This window comes from Streptomyces sp. cf386 (assembly GCF_900103585.1).
Taxonomy (GTDB): domain Bacteria; phylum Actinomycetota; class Actinomycetes; order Streptomycetales; family Streptomycetaceae; genus Streptomyces.
The window spans coordinates 343,137-356,451 of the sequence record NZ_FNHV01000008.1 but is presented as its reverse complement, the minus strand read 5'-3'; the positions used below and the strand labels follow the sequence as shown (position 1 = coordinate 356,451).

13 protein-coding genes and 1 riboswitch are annotated in these 13,315 nt (G+C 68.9%); of the genes, 6 read left to right on the top strand and 7 right to left on the bottom strand.

Annotated elements, in window-relative coordinates:
- Positions 1–139 precede the first annotated feature (139 nt).
- On the bottom strand, positions 140–1,924 hold the full coding sequence (gene thiC / locus BLU79_RS22770; RefSeq protein WP_093907689.1) for a phosphomethylpyrimidine synthase ThiC: 1,785 nt from the start codon (positions 1,922–1,924) through the stop codon (positions 140–142).
- A riboswitch (TPP riboswitch) is annotated at positions 1,917–2,106 on the bottom strand. Its footprint overlaps the gene before it by 8 nt.
- 320 nt (positions 2,107–2,426) lie before the next feature.
- Here thiC and BLU79_RS22765 point away from each other — a divergent pair.
- Positions 2,427–4,016 carry a YibE/F family protein gene (locus tag BLU79_RS22765; protein ID WP_093907688.1) on the top strand — a complete coding sequence of 530 codons (1,590 nt, stop codon included), beginning with the start codon at positions 2,427–2,429 and terminating at the stop codon, positions 4,014–4,016.
- A 304-nt stretch (positions 4,017–4,320) separates the two neighbouring features.
- Here BLU79_RS22765 and BLU79_RS22760 read toward each other — a convergent pair whose 3' ends face one another.
- The 4 genes from BLU79_RS22760 to BLU79_RS22745 all read right to left on the bottom strand — a co-directional run bounded on the left by BLU79_RS22760 (position 4,321) and on the right by BLU79_RS22745 (position 6,616).
- On the bottom strand, positions 4,321–4,758 hold the full coding sequence (locus BLU79_RS22760; RefSeq protein ID WP_062707976.1) for an SsgA family sporulation/cell division regulator: 438 nt from the start codon (positions 4,756–4,758) through the stop codon (positions 4,321–4,323).
- A gap of 98 nt (positions 4,759–4,856) precedes the next feature.
- A complete protein-coding gene (locus BLU79_RS22755) occupies positions 4,857–5,717 on the bottom strand; it encodes an IclR family transcriptional regulator (RefSeq protein ID WP_177001136.1) in 861 nt (286 codons plus the stop codon).
- A gap of 205 nt (positions 5,718–5,922) precedes the next feature.
- Positions 5,923–6,135, bottom strand: coding sequence for a DUF5326 family protein (locus BLU79_RS22750; RefSeq protein ID WP_030048440.1), 213 nt, complete (start codon positions 6,133–6,135; stop codon positions 5,923–5,925).
- A gap of 163 nt (positions 6,136–6,298) precedes the next feature.
- Complete coding sequence (locus tag BLU79_RS22745) at positions 6,299–6,616, bottom strand: cupin domain-containing protein (RefSeq protein WP_019755167.1); 318 nt, start codon at positions 6,614–6,616, stop codon at positions 6,299–6,301.
- A 60-nt stretch (positions 6,617–6,676) separates the two neighbouring features.
- On the opposite strand from BLU79_RS22745, the gene BLU79_RS22740 reads away from it, so the two are divergent.
- The 5 genes from BLU79_RS22740 (at position 6,677) to BLU79_RS22720 (ending at position 10,486) form a co-directional block, all read left to right on the top strand.
- Positions 6,677–7,054, top strand: coding sequence for a phage holin family protein (locus BLU79_RS22740; RefSeq protein WP_093907686.1), 378 nt, complete (start codon positions 6,677–6,679; stop codon positions 7,052–7,054).
- Between the two features lie 7 nt (positions 7,055–7,061).
- On the top strand, positions 7,062–7,553 hold the full coding sequence (locus tag BLU79_RS22735) for a low molecular weight protein-tyrosine-phosphatase (RefSeq protein ID WP_093907685.1): 492 nt from the start codon (positions 7,062–7,064) through the stop codon (positions 7,551–7,553).
- Entirely contained in the window at positions 7,550–8,704 is a 1,155-nt protein-coding gene (locus BLU79_RS22730) for a cystathionine gamma-lyase (protein WP_093907684.1), read from the top strand. The genes BLU79_RS22735 and BLU79_RS22730 overlap by 4 nt, the downstream gene beginning before the upstream one ends.
- 235 nt (positions 8,705–8,939) lie before the next feature.
- A complete protein-coding gene (locus BLU79_RS22725) occupies positions 8,940–9,845 on the top strand; it encodes a LysR family transcriptional regulator (RefSeq protein ID WP_093907683.1) in 906 nt (301 codons plus the stop codon).
- Between the two features lie 158 nt (positions 9,846–10,003).
- The gene (locus BLU79_RS22720) at positions 10,004–10,486 is read left to right on the top strand and encodes an NUDIX domain-containing protein (RefSeq protein ID WP_093907682.1); all 483 of its coding nucleotides are present in this window, start codon (positions 10,004–10,006) and stop codon (positions 10,484–10,486) included.
- Between the two features lie 12 nt (positions 10,487–10,498).
- On the opposite strand, the gene BLU79_RS22715 is transcribed toward BLU79_RS22720, so the two are convergent.
- Together BLU79_RS22715 and BLU79_RS22710 are read right to left on the bottom strand one after the other, a co-directional pair.
- Positions 10,499–12,271 (bottom strand): globin domain-containing protein, encoded by a 1,773-nt coding sequence (locus tag BLU79_RS22715; protein ID WP_093907681.1) that lies wholly within the window; start codon positions 12,269–12,271, stop codon positions 10,499–10,501.
- A gap of 393 nt (positions 12,272–12,664) precedes the next feature.
- The gene (locus BLU79_RS22710) at positions 12,665–13,297 is read right to left on the bottom strand and encodes an HAD family hydrolase (protein WP_093907680.1); all 633 of its coding nucleotides are present in this window, start codon (positions 13,295–13,297) and stop codon (positions 12,665–12,667) included.
- Positions 13,298–13,315: the final 18 nt, after the last annotated feature.

Below are 13,315 nucleotides of genomic sequence, written 5' to 3'. Positions count from 1 at the left end.
CGCCAGGGGACCCTCCTCCTCGACGGAGCCCCGAGGTGTCCTCCTCGGGGAGGCGCAAGCCGAACAGCCGGGCAGCACACCGGACACCCGGCCACGCGCCGGACACCGGGGCATGGCGCCCTGGGTCAGGACGTCGGCGTCAGTCCGCGATCGGCAGGTACACCCGGTTGCCCGCCGCCGCGAACTCCTTCGACTTCTGAGCCATGCCCTCCTCGATCTCCCCCTGGGAACCGCCGTGTTGGCGACGGATGTCCTGGGAGATCTTCATCGAGCAGAACTTCGGCCCGCACATGGAGCAGAAGTGGGCCGTCTTGGCGGGCTCGGCCGGAAGGGTCTCGTCGTGGAACTCCCGTGCCGTGTCCGGGTCCAGGGCGAGGTTGAACTGGTCCTCCCACCGGAACTCGAAGCGGGCGTCGGACAGCGCGTCGTCCCAGTCCTGCGCACCGGGGTGCCCCTTGGCGAGATCGGCTGCGTGGGCGGCGATCTTGTAGGTGATGACGCCGGTCTTGACGTCGTCACGGTTGGGCAGGCCCAGGTGCTCCTTGGGCGTGACGTAGCAGAGCATGGCCGTGCCCCACCAGGCGATCATCGCGGCACCGATGCCGGACGTGATGTGGTCGTACGCCGGAGCGACGTCCGTGGTCAACGGGCCGAGCGTATAGAACGGAGCTTCATCGCAGATCTCCTGCTGAAGGTCGATGTTCTCCTTGATCTTGTGCATCGGGACGTGTCCCGGGCCCTCGATCATGGTCTGTACGTTGAAACGCTTGGCGATCGTGTTGAGTTCCCCGAGCGTCCTCAACTCCGCGAACTGCGCGTCGTCGTTGGCGTCTGCGATCGAGCCGGGCCTGAGGCCGTCGCCCAGCGAGTACGTGACGTCGTACGCCGCGAGGATCTCGCAGAGTTCCTCGAAGTTCTCGTAGAGGAAGCTCTCCTTGTGGTGCGCCAGGCACCACGCGGCCATGATCGAGCCGCCGCGCGAGACGATGCCGGTCTTGCGGTTGGCGGTGAGCGGGACGTACGGCAGGCGCACGCCCGCGTGGACGGTCATGTAGTCCACGCCCTGCTCGGCCTGCTCGATGACCGTGTCCTTGTAGATCTCCCAGGTCAGCTCCTCGGCGCGGCCGTCGACCTTCTCCAGCGCCTGGTAGAGCGGCACCGTGCCGATCGGCACGGGGGAGTTGCGCAGCACCCATTCACGGGTGGTGTGGATGTTGCGGCCGGTCGACAGGTCCATGACCGTGTCGGCACCCCAACGGGTCGCCCAGGTCATCTTCTCGACCTCCTCCTCGATGGAGGAGGTGACCGCGGAGTTGCCGATGTTGGCGTTGACCTTCACCAGGAACCGCTTGCCGATGATCATCGGCTCGATCTCCGGGTGGTTGACGTTGACGGGCAGAACCGCCCGGCCCGCGGCGATCTCCTCGCGGACCACCTCGGGGGAAACGTTCTCCCGGATGGCCACGAACTCCATCTCGGGCGTGATCTCACCGCGGCGCGCGTAGGCGAGCTGCGTGACCGCCTTGCCGTCCCGGCCGCGACGGGGCTGGCGCGGCCGGCCGGGGAAGACCGCGTCGAGGTTGCGCAGACCACCACGCGGCGAGGTGTGCTTGATGCCGTCGTCCTCGGGACGGACGGGACGGCCCGCGTACTCCTCGGTGTCGCCGCGGGCGATGATCCAGTTCTCCCGTAGCGGGGGCAGCCCCCTGCGGACGTCGGTGTCGGCGAGTGGATCGGTGTACGGGCCCGAGGTGTCGTACAACGTGACCGCCTGCCCGTTGGTGAGGTGCACCTGGCGGACCGGCACCCGCAGATCGGGGCGTGAGCCCTCGACGTACGCCTTGTGCCAGCCGATGGACTTCCCGGCCTCCTCGGACTTCTCGTCCTGAACGGAGGCAGGCGTGCGCGCGTCCTTGATGGTCATGAGACCTACTCCCTACGCCGGCATTACCCGGTAACAGGTTCGGCGGTCGACGCAGCGGTTTCCGTCTGCCGACGTTTCGTGTGAAACATCACTCGCGATGGGTGATGTTTCATGTGAAACATCGCTGGGACGGAGGTCAGCGCCCTCTCAGCCCGGTGCTCCGAGCTCCCGCGTGTACAAAGGTGGCACCACGCTAGCGTCAATTCGGGCGCGGTGAACAGAGGGCCCCGGTCGTTCTTGCGATGATCGGGCGGTGACCACGACGCATGAACCGCCGTACCCACCGCCCGAGCGGCCCCATGGATCCGGTGCCGGAAACGGCTCCGCGCGGGGCAACGGCCGTAGCGACGGCCGGGGTTCGGGGGTTCCCGGGGCGAGATACGACGGCGGGTATGGCCGTGGGTCTGGAGGCGGGTCCAGAGGCGAGTCCGGAAACAGTGGTTACGACGATCACGCGGCTCAATCCGACGGCTGGCACGAACACGGTCCCCGGACCGGTGGGATGCAGGCGCTCGGGGACGAGTTCGGCGGCGGCGGTCGCGAGCGCGGATCAGGACCCAGTGGATCGCACGGGCATCGTCCCGGGTCCGGTGGCCCGCACGAGCACGGTTCCGGAGCAAGCGGCTCGCCGCGACAGGGGCTCGGCCCGGGTGACGGGCATGGATACGACTCCGGTGGCGGTGATGGGCACGGGCACGATTCCGGCGGCGGTCATGGGCACGGAACCGGATCCGGTGGCTGGCGTGGCGGCGATGACGGTGGTGGGTACGGGCACTCGCACAGTCACGCCCACGGTCCTGCGGCGCCGGTCTCCCGACACCTGCGCAAGGTCATCGCGGCGATCCTGATCCCGTTCGCCGCGGCAGTGGTGGTGGGGCTCGCGGTGCTGTGGCCGGGCGGTGCCCCGTCGCACGAGCGCACGGGCGTCGGCTTCGACCGGCAGACCCAGCAGGCCACGGTCACCAAGGTGATCGAAGTGAGCTGCAAGGACGTGGGCGCCTCAGGGGTGCCCCCGACCGGCGACACCTCCACCGCCGAGGGTTCCTCCGCCGTGCAGCAGGAGAACGGCACGTGCAAGAAGGCGACGATCCGCGTCGACACGGGCCAGGACAAGGGCCGTACGTTCACGGAGATCGTGCAGCCCGACCAGTCACGGCAGTTGCGCGAGGGCCAGGAGGTCGTGGTCGCCTATGAGCCCTCGGCGCCCAAGGACCTGCAGTACTCGGTCACCGATGTGAACCGCAAGCTGCCGATGACGGTGCTCGCCGGCATCTTCGCGCTCGCCGTCGTGGTGGTGGGCCGGATGCGCGGTGTCATGGCTCTGATCGCGCTGGCCGTCAGCTTCCTGGTACTGACCTCCTTCATCCTGCCCGCGATCCTGCAGGGCTCGAACCCGCTGGTCGTGGCGGTGGTCGGGGCGAGCGCCATCATGCTGATCGCCCTCTATACGTGCCACGGCCTGTCGGCACGTACGTCTGTGGCGGTACTCGGCACGCTGCTCTCGCTTCTGCTGATCGGCTTCCTGGGCTCGGGGTTCATCGACTGGGCCGCGCTCACCGGCAACACGGACGACAACACCGGCCTGATCCACGGGCTGTACCCGTCCATCGACATGAGCGGTCTGCTGCTCGCCGGCGTCATCATCGGTTCGCTCGGTGTCCTGGACGACGTGACGGTCACGCAGACGTCCGCCGTCTGGGAACTGCACGAGGCCAACCCGACGATGGGCTGGCGCGGGCTGTACCGCGCGGGCATCCGCATCGGCCGCGACCACATCGCGTCCGTCGTCAACACACTCGTCCTCGCCTACGCGGGTGCCGCGCTGCCACTGCTGCTGCTCTTCTCGATCGCGCAGAGCGGCGTCGGCACGGTCGCCAACAGTGAGCTGGTGGCGGAGGAGATCGTGCGCACGCTGGTGGGCTCCATCGGCCTGGTCGCCTCGGTGCCGGTCACCACGGCTCTCGCGGCCCTGGTGGTCTCGGCCGACCGGCCGGAGAAGGGGTCGGCGTCGACGGGTACCCAGCCGGTCCCGGCGGGCGCCGCACAGCCGACTGCTGGGCGCGGCGGGCGGGGGCGGCGGCGTAAGCGGTGAGGCGGCGGTGGAGGCAGTGAGAGGGCGGCGCAGGCGGGGAGGCGGGCGGTGGAAGCGGCGAGAGGGCGGCTCAAGCGCTGAGGCGGTTGCGTAAAGCACTGAAGCGGCCTGTGAAAACGCCGAGACGGCGGCGCAGGCGGTGAGACTCCGGCGGAAACGGTGAGGGATACGCCCGCCGATCCGACGCGCCCGACCTCGCCCATCCGGCGCAATACGGAGCCCGCCCGCCGAGGAAGCGCTCCCATGCACGCCGTTTGCACCCGGTGAAGCGTTACGCCACCCCCACCCTGGCTGCCGTAGCGCCTCAACCCGCGCTCTGCTCCTCGGCCAGGATGCGGTCCAGGGCCTCGTCGAGGTGGGCGTCGAAGTCGGCGAGCGCACCCTCCTGCCCGAGCGGCACCAGTTTGTCGGTGCGGTCGAGGAAGGCCACGAGCGGCGCCACCGAGGAGCGGAACAGCGCCTGGTCGGCGCCGACTTGAAGCCGGATCAGCACGTCGCCCAGCGTCTCGGAGCCGGCCGGCGAGACCCGTACGTCGCCCTCCCCGCACGGCCGGCCCACCCCGTCGACCAGCAGCTCGCGGCCGAATGCCCAGGTCACCGGGGCATCGCCGGGCAAGTGGAAGGTCAGCCGCACGGCATAGGGATCGCAGGTCTCGTAGCGCAGCTCCACCGGGATGCGGAAGGAGAGCTCCTCGGAGACGAGAAAGCTCATCATGACCTCTGCCTGCACGGACTCACGCATCGCCTACCCCGTCGTTTGCCGTCGACTGGCCGGGGAACGGACCCCGACACTGGTGGAATCTTGCTGAACGTACACGAGAGATCACAAGGAGTGAGTTTTCACATACTGATAGAGATCGAGAGTGACCCCAGGAGCCGCCCGACTTCGTCCTGCAACTGACGTGCCGCCGACAGCAGCCGGTCGGCCTGATGGACGGGCAGCGAAATGGCGATCGTCGCGGCTGTGCTGCCCACGGTGATCGGGATCGCCGCGCACACCGTGCCCAGCGCGTACTCCTGGCGCTCGGTCACCGGCTCCATCCGCCGGATCCGTTCGAGGCGGCGCAACAGGGTGCGGCTGTCACGCACCGTGTACGGGGTGATGGCCTGCACGGCATGGCGGTCGAGGTGGTCCCGGCGGGCGTCCTCGCCCAGCTGGGACAGCAGACACTGACCGATGGCGTGCGCATGGCCGGTCTCACGGAAGTCGGCCCATTCCTCGACCGCCGGATTGCCCGGGGTGTCGGAGACACCCATGACCTCGATCTCGCCGTCGCGGTACAGGGCGTAGTACACGGGAAGGCCGAGGGCGTCACGGCAGTGGGCGAGCGCGTCGGCCACCGTGCTGCGACGTTTCTGCTCGGCTCCGCTGCTGCTCAGCCGCACGGCGGCCTCGCCCAGGAAGAACAGTCCTCTGTCGCGGCGCAGATAGCCCTCGTGCACCAGGGTGCGCAGCAGGTGGTAGGCGGTGGGCAGTGCCAGGCCCGTCTCGCGGGCGAGTTGCTTGGCGGGAGCGCCGTACTCATGCCCGGCGACGCATTCCAGCAGGCGCATCGCACGTTGGACGGATCCGATGAGCGTCGCGGAGTGCGGCTGCTCCGGGGGTGTCGGGGACGCCTGCCGCGGCACCTGGGGTGCGGAGGAGTGGGGGCGTCCGACGGGTGCGTGGGGTTCTGAGGGTGCGGTGTCAACCGTGGCCAAGGGTCACTCCCTGAGCGCCGAGGGGGGAGCCCGTGCGGGGGAACACGGGAGGGGTGCACGCCGCTCGCGGGGGTGTCCCCGCGTCGATTTCCGGACTCTATTGGCCCGTCACCGCTCGCTGACGCCCTGCCCGGAAAACTTCCCTCGGCCGAGGGAACCGGTGATTCCTGTTACCGCCCACCGGTCCCCACAGTCCCCACGGCCCTCACCAGTCGCTGCGCGACGAGGAGCTCGATGTGAACTTCCGTACGACGTAGATCAGTCCACCGACCAGTGCCACGAAGACCAGCACCTTGAAGAGCAGTCCGATGACGAACCCGACGACGCTGGCTATCAGCCCGCCGAACACGACCAGAGCGATGACCGGCACCGCGATCCACTTCACCCACCACGGCAGTCCTGCGAAGATCTCACGCATCGCCCTCGTCCTTACCTCTCCGGCCCGTCACTGTGCCGGGTCCCGATCCTTCGAATCTGCTGATTCCCTGCACTCGATGCTAGGACGAGCAGGTGCCCCGGCGGGGGCCTCGCAGCCCTTGTCCTCCCCTGATCGATCCCCTAGGGAACCCCGAGACCGAAGGTCAGCTCTCGGGTGGAGAGAACACCACGAGCACCCTCAGGTCCTCGCTGATGTGGTGGAACTTGTGGGCGACCCCGGCCGGCACGTACACCACGCTGCCGCGCGCCACCTGCGTCGTCTCCATGCCGACGGTGATCTGGGCGCGGCCACTCACAACGAAGTAGACCTCGTCCTGATTGTGCGGTTTCTGTGGATCATGCTCACCGGCGTTGAGCGCGTACAGACCGACCGACATGTTGCGCTCCCGCAGAAACTGCAGGTAAGCGCCCTCGTTGGCGGCGCGCTCCGCCTCCAGTTCGTCCAGCCGGAATGCCTTCATCGCTGTCTTCCGCCCTTGTCCCAGTGCTCATGGCCGATCTCGTCTGCCACGATCAGACACATGAAGAATTTCGTAGTCAAGACGATCGCCAACGCGGGCGCCCTGGCGGTCGCCGTCTGGCTGCTCGACAAGATCACCCTCACCGGTGACAGCACGGGCAAGAAGGTCGGCACCCTGCTCCTCGTCGCGCTGCTCTTCGGCCTGGTGAACTTCCTGGTCAAGCCAATAGTCAAGCTTCTGAGTCTGCCGCTGCTCATCCTGACGCTCGGCCTGTTCACGCTGGTCGTCAACGCCCTGATGCTGCTGCTGACCTCGTGGCTCGCCGACACGTTCGATCTGAGCTTCCATGTCGAGGGCTTCTGGACCGCCATACTCGGTGGCCTGATCATCTCGATCGTCTCCTGGGCGCTCAACGTCGTCCTGCCCGACGGGGACTGAGCATCTGATGACCTACCGCGTCTGCTTCGTCTGCACCGGCAACATCTGTCGCTCGCCGATGGCCGAGTCCGTCTTCCGCGCCCGGGTGGCGGAGGCCGGGCTCGACGGCCAGGTCGAGATCGACAGCGCCGGCACCGGCGGCTGGCACGAGGGCGACCCCGCCGACCCGCGCACCGTCTCCGTCCTCGAGGAGCACGGCTACGACGGTGGCCACACGGCTAGGCAGTTCCAGTCGTCCTGGTTCGACCGACTCGACCTCGTCATCGCGCTCGACGTCGGGCACCTCAAGGCCCTGCGCCGCCTCGCGCCCTCGCCGGAGGACGCGGCGAAGGTGCGGCTGCTGCGTTCCTACGACGCCGCCGCGGGCGACGACCTGGACGTTCCGGACCCGTACTACGGCGGCCGGGACGGCTTCGAGGAGTGCCTCCAGATGGTGGAGGCGGCAAGTGCGGGCCTGCTCACGGCGGTCCGCGAGCAAGTGGAGGGACAGGCAGCATGAGTGACAGGCGGGCGCAGGGGCTGCCCTCCGGCGGCGGGGACGGTACGCGCGCGGTGCGGGCCGGGCTGCCCGAGCCGGTCAAGTACGAGCCCACTCTGCCGGGCCCGGTGTTCGCCGCCCACTACCACCTGCCGGGCGAGCCCACGGGGCCGTACACCTACGGGCGCGACGAGAACCCGACCTGGACCCACCTGGAGCGGGCCATCGGCGAGTTGGAGGCGCCGGCGGAGGACGGCGTCGAGACGCTGGTCTTCGCGTCGGGCATGGCCGCGACCTCGTCGGTGCTCTTCTCGCAGCTGCGCGCCGGGGACGCGGTCGTCCTGCCCAGCGACGGCTACCAGGCGCTGCCTCTGGTACGCGCGCAGTTGGAGGCGTACGGCATCGAGGTGCGCACGGCGCCGACCGGCGGGGACACCCAACTCGGCGTCCTGGACGGCGCGAAGCTGCTGTGGATCGAGACCCCGTCGAACCCCGGCCTCGACGTGTGCGACATCCGGCGGCTCGTCTCGGAGGCACACGCGCGTGGGGCGCTCGTCGCCGTCGATAACACGCTCGCCACGCCGCTCGGGCAGCGGCCACTGGAGCTCGGCGCCGACTTCTCCGTGGCCAGCGGCACCAAGCAGCTGACGGGACATGGCGACGTACTGCTGGGATACGTCGCCGGCCGCGACGCCGAGGCCATGGCCGCCGTACGGCGCTGGCGCAAGATCGCCGGGGCGATTCCGGGTCCCATGGAGGCCTGGCTGGCACACCGTTCCCTCGCCACGCTCCACCTGCGCGTAGAGCGGCAGAACGCCACTGCCCTGGCGGTCGCCGAGGCGCTGCGGGACTGGCCGGAGGAGCTCGGGGTGCGCTACCCGGGCCTGCCCGACGATCCCTCGCACCTGGTCGCCTCACGGCAGATGCGGCGCTATGGGTGCGTGGTGTCCTTCACGCTGCCCACGCGCGCGCGTGCCGAGCGTTTCCTGGACGCCCTGCGGCTCGTCGACGACGCGACCAGCTTCGGCGGCGTGCGGTCCACGGCCGAGCGACGCGGACGCTGGGGCGGCGACGCCGTACCGGAGGGCTTCATTCGTATGTCGGTCGGCGCAGAGGATCCCGAGGATCTGGTGGCGGATGTGCTGAGCGCACTGGACCAGTCAGCGCAGTGACCGGGGACTTACCCGCGTCCATAGGTGTCCGCATACGTAGAACGGGCGGTCCGAGCCTCCCCCCTCGTGGCTCGGACCGCCCTCGGTTCCGCGCGCGAAGAACCGCGCAAGCAAGGCTAGTTGACTCTCTGTCAGTGTCCAATCACAGTAGCGACAGCGACCTATCGACTTATTTATAGTTGGACTCTGCCTGCCCTGGGGGTGAGGAGAAGGGCGGGAAAGGGGAGGGTGTCGCATGGATCTGGCCTTGTTGCGCACCTTTGTGACCGTGCACCGGGCCGGTTCCTTCACCCGCGCTGCCGCGCTGCTCGGACTGTCGCAGCCGGCTGTGACCTCACAGATCCGCACCCTGGAACGGCAGTTGGGCCGCCCCCTCTTCCTGCGGCAGGCCCGCGGAGTGACGCCGACGACCATAGGCGACGAACTCGCCCACAAGGCCGCTCCGCATCTCGACGCCCTGGTGGAGATCGCCGAGACCGGTCTCGACGACGAGTCCTCGTTACGAACCCTGCATCTCGCCGGCCCTCCCGAGTTCACCGCCGAGCGGGCGCTGCCCGCGCTCACCGAGCTGACCGGCGAGGACAGTCAGGGATTCGCGCTGCGGGCGTCCTTCGGCAACGCCGAGGAGAGCCTGGAAGGGCTGGCCGCCGGACATCACGATCTGGCCATCAGTACGGCCCGTCCGCGCGGCGGTCTGCTCACCGCGACTCCGCTCTGCGACGAGGAGCACGTGCTCGTCGCCGCTCTCCGCTGGGTCGACCGAATCGGCGCGGGGCAGCTGCGCCACAAGGGAGCGCACGCGCTGGAGGACGTTCCGGTGGTGGAGGTGCACGAGTCCCTCCCGTTCGTCTCCCGTTACTGGGCTTCGGTCTTTGACTCCCGTCCCGCTGCCCCGGGCACCGTGATCGTCCCCGACCTGCGCGCGGTGCTCGCCTGCGCGGTCGCGGGGGCCGGGCTCGCGGTATTGCCCCGCTATCTGTGCGCGGCCGCACTGGAGCGCGGCGACGTCGTCGCCCTGCACGATCCGCCGGTGCCCCCGCTGCGGACGTACTTCCTGGTCGTCCGCACCGGCACGCTGGCGATGCCGCATATCGCGCGGGCTCACGAGTGGCTGCTGAGAGCGGCTTCCGACTGGGCCTGAGCTGCGGCTTCAGAGCGGTCTGAGCGACGGTTTCCGAGCTGGTGTGAGCGACGGCAGCCAAGAGGGCCTGAGCAGGCATACGGGGTCATCACCGGGTGAGCTCGACCCGTGACGTCTCGCGATGTTTCACGTGGAACCAGCCGGGCCACATTTCTCCCATGACCGTCCGACCCGTGGTCAAGCGCACCGCCCGCGCCGTTCTGCTGGACGGCGACGACCTGATCCTGATCAAGCGCACCAAGCCCGGTGTGGATCCCTACTGGCTCACTCCCGGTGGCGGGGTCGAGCCGACAGACACGACTGTCGTCGACGCCCTGCACCGCGAGGTGTACGAGGAGCTCGGCGCCAAGATCATCGATGTCGTGCCCTGCTTCGTCGACACCGTCGAGCACATCGGCGAGGACGGCGGCGCGACCGGTGTGAAGGTGCAGCACTTCTTCGTCTGCCGCCTGGAGTCGATGGACACGTCCTTGCGGCACGGGCCTGAGGTGGACGAGCCCATCGGCGAGTACGAGATCGTACGGGTGCCGTTCACCCGGGTCGGCATCGCCTCTGTCCATCTCGTACCGCTGTCGCTACGGCACTACCTGGACGGGAACATCGAGGGCGTCCGCGCGATGCACGCCCCCGACCTGGGCTGATGCGACCGAAGGTCAGTCCCCGATGACGACGAGCTCCTCCACCGAGTCATGCCGTATGCGCTCGGACGGGATGCCGACGTCTCTCAGCGCGTCCACACCGCTGCGGATCATGCCGGGCGGTCCGGAGACGTAGGCGTCGTACTCGGTCCAGGGCCCGTACTCCCGTATGGCGTCGGGAAGCTGGAGGAGCCCGTGCCGGTCCACCACCGGGCGGACCTCCAACCACGGGTGGGACTGCTTGAGCCGGAGCATCGTGTCGATGTCGTACAGGTCCTGATCGCTGCGGGCTCCGTAGAAGACCTCGACCGGTCGCCGTTCACCATGCTCGGCGACATCCTCGATCAGCGCCTTGATGGGCGCTATGCCGGTGCCTCCGCCCAGACAGAGCAGACCACTGGCCGTGGTGTGATCCACGGTCATCGAACCGGCCGGCGGGCCCAGCCGGATGATGTCCCCCGGCCGGGCACGGTGCACCAGCGCGTTGGAGACCCAGCCCGCGGGCACGGCCTTCACATGGAACGTCAGCAGCCCGTCGGAACGGGGCGCCGAGGCGAAGGAGTAGTGCCGCCAGATCCTCGGCCACCAGGGCGTCTCCAGGCTCGTGTACTGCCCGGCGAGGAAGGGATAGGGCTGGTCGGGACGGACGGTGACGACCGCGACGTCCGGGGTCCTGAGGTCGTGCGACACGACCTCCGCGTACCACCAGGCGGGGGCGCGTAGTTCGTCCGCCGCCGCGGCATCGATCATGACCTGCGAGATGGTCGTGTAGGCCCGCACCCAGGCGGCCTCCATCTCCCCGTCCCAGACGCCGCCGGCGTACTTGCTCAGCGCGCCGATGAGGCATTCGCCGACGGCCGGGTAGTGCTCGGCCCGGGTTCCGTACTTGCGGTGGCCGCGGCCGAGGTTCTGCAGGTACTCGACGAGAACGGGCTTGTTGTCGATGTGCTCGGCCGCCGTGAGGAGGGCCTTGAGCAGCCGGTCCCGCTGGGTGTCCATCGCGGCGGGGAACAGGGAGCGCAGATCGGGGTGGCGCACGAAGAGCAGCGCGTAGAAGTACGAGGTGACCTTGTCAGCGACCGGGCCGACCTCGGCCATCGTCCGGCGGATCAGGATGGCGTCCGGAGAGGCGGCTTGGGGCGGGGCGGGGCGCTGGGTCGGAACGTGCAGTTGGGGGGAGGGTGGGGAGGTGGGGGCGGGGCTCGATATCGCCGGGTGACCTGTGGGCGCTTGGGGGTGAGCAGGGGGCGCCTGGCCTCGGGTTTGGGCTCGGGTTTGGGCTTGGGGCGAGACGAACGCGGAGGCGGGCGGCTCTTGGGCCGGGGCCGGGGCAAAGGCAGGGGACTGACCTGGGGCCGGGGCGAAAGCTGAGGCCACTTGGCCTGTGGCCGAGGCCGGTGTGTACATCGGGCGCGATATGTGACTCGGGGTGGGCGTGGCTGGAGTCGGTGTCGCGGCCGGTGCGCCTTGTTCGGGGGCGAGGTGGGTGGCGGGGTCCTGTGTGCCGGGACCGAAGCCGACGTCGTCCGCGGGGGCCGGCTCCGCCGAGCCGTCCGTCGAGTCGGGCTGTGTGCCTTCCTGGGACGACGGGGCCGTGCCCGCGGCCGTCGCCGTCCTGCCGACCGGGCGCATCGCTGCCAGGCGGCGGCCGTCGGCCGTCTCCTGTTCGGTGCCCGGTGTAGCCGCCGGCTGCTTGCGCGGCGTGAACCAGCCGCCCCCGCCGCCGGAAGTGCCGTTGTCGGCCGACGTGGTGGTCGGAGCGTCCATGGTGTGCCTCGCCTCGAACATCTTTCGGTCGGTCTGCGCACTTCCTCAGTCGGAAGATGCCTGCTTCCCCCGTGACGGCTTGCTTTCCCCGTTCGTTGCCGTGACCAATGCGGCCACATTCAACCCGTATTCACACTCGGTACGGACAAGTAAGGCGAGAGTGTGACATTGGCCGCAGTACTCTCACCGCAGCATCCCACCGCGCGTGAGCAACCTGGCCGCATACCCGAGAATGCGGGTCTTCGATCTCTCCGTCCCGTTAAGCTGCGTTGCCTTGCGATCGGTCCGCGCCGGGGGTCTGCATCACAGCTCGGACACGAACCGGAGTCGACCCTACCGGCCGACGGCCCGATCACAAGTCCCCCCTTCGTCTCTCACGAATTGGGCGCGGCAGCGAACGAGCAATTCCTTCAATTACCGGCTGCCGCGTACCAATTCATAGGCTTCCCACAGATCCATCCCCATGTAAGAGTGGGTCGCGAGTCCGGCCAGATGGTGATCCGCGTTGACGGCGACGGAAACCGAGACCGCACCGAACAGGTCCTTGTCCGACAGTGAATCGCCATAGGCAACGCAGTCGGCCCGCGTCACCCCGAACTCCTCGCAGAGCCGGTCGGCGATACGCACCTTGGCCGCGGCACTGAGCACTCCCGCCGGGTCGACGGGCTCGGTGAACGGCACGGCGGGAAAGCGGGAACCGTACGCCGCATGCGCTCCCCAGGCCGTCAGCCGCTCCACGAAGAAGGAGGGCGAGAGGGACACAACGGCGCAGTAGTCGCCCTGTCCCCTGATCTCCGCCCAGACGTCACGGATCCGGGCCAGCCAAGGAGCACCCTCGAAGGCGACCCTCACATGGGTCTCGGTGAGATCCGCCCAGAGCGCATACACCCGCGTCGCGTACTCCGGCGGTCCGATCAGCCCCGCCGAGATCTCCCGGTCGAGCGCCACGGTCTCCGCTTCCAGCCCGAGTTGCCGTGAGATCTCCACCGGGGCGGTGGTTCCGTGCAGGAGCGTGCCATCGAGGTCGAAGAGGTGAAGTCTGGCCATGGGGCTTGAGGCTAATGG

What these genes read in the sequence shown, in the direction of transcription:
- thiC (WP_093907689.1), bottom strand. Translation starts at nt 1,924, where the DNA reads ATGACCATCAAGGACGCGCGCACGCCTGCCTCCGTTCAGGACGAGAAG.
- BLU79_RS22765 (WP_093907688.1), top strand. Translation starts at nt 2,427, where the DNA reads ATGCAGGCGCTCGGGGACGAGTTCGGCGGCGGCGGTCGCGAGCGCGGA.
- BLU79_RS22760 (WP_062707976.1), bottom strand. Translation starts at nt 4,758, where the DNA reads ATGCGTGAGTCCGTGCAGGCAGAGGTCATGATGAGCTTTCTCGTCTCC.
- BLU79_RS22750 (WP_030048440.1), bottom strand. Translation starts at nt 6,135, where the DNA reads ATGCGTGAGATCTTCGCAGGACTGCCGTGGTGGGTGAAGTGGATCGCG.
- BLU79_RS22745 (WP_019755167.1), bottom strand. Translation starts at nt 6,616, where the DNA reads ATGAAGGCATTCCGGCTGGACGAACTGGAGGCGGAGCGCGCCGCCAAC.
- BLU79_RS22740 (WP_093907686.1), top strand. Translation starts at nt 6,677, where the DNA reads ATGAAGAATTTCGTAGTCAAGACGATCGCCAACGCGGGCGCCCTGGCG.
- BLU79_RS22735 (WP_093907685.1), top strand. Translation starts at nt 7,062, where the DNA reads ATGACCTACCGCGTCTGCTTCGTCTGCACCGGCAACATCTGTCGCTCG.
- BLU79_RS22730 (WP_093907684.1), top strand. Translation starts at nt 7,550, where the DNA reads ATGAGTGACAGGCGGGCGCAGGGGCTGCCCTCCGGCGGCGGGGACGGT.
- BLU79_RS22725 (WP_093907683.1), top strand. Translation starts at nt 8,940, where the DNA reads ATGGATCTGGCCTTGTTGCGCACCTTTGTGACCGTGCACCGGGCCGGT.
- BLU79_RS22720 (WP_093907682.1), top strand. Translation starts at nt 10,004, where the DNA reads ATGACCGTCCGACCCGTGGTCAAGCGCACCGCCCGCGCCGTTCTGCTG.
- BLU79_RS22715 (WP_093907681.1), bottom strand. Translation starts at nt 12,271, where the DNA reads ATGTTCGAGGCGAGGCACACCATGGACGCTCCGACCACCACGTCGGCC.
- BLU79_RS22710 (WP_093907680.1), bottom strand. Translation starts at nt 13,297, where the DNA reads ATGGCCAGACTTCACCTCTTCGACCTCGATGGCACGCTCCTGCACGGA.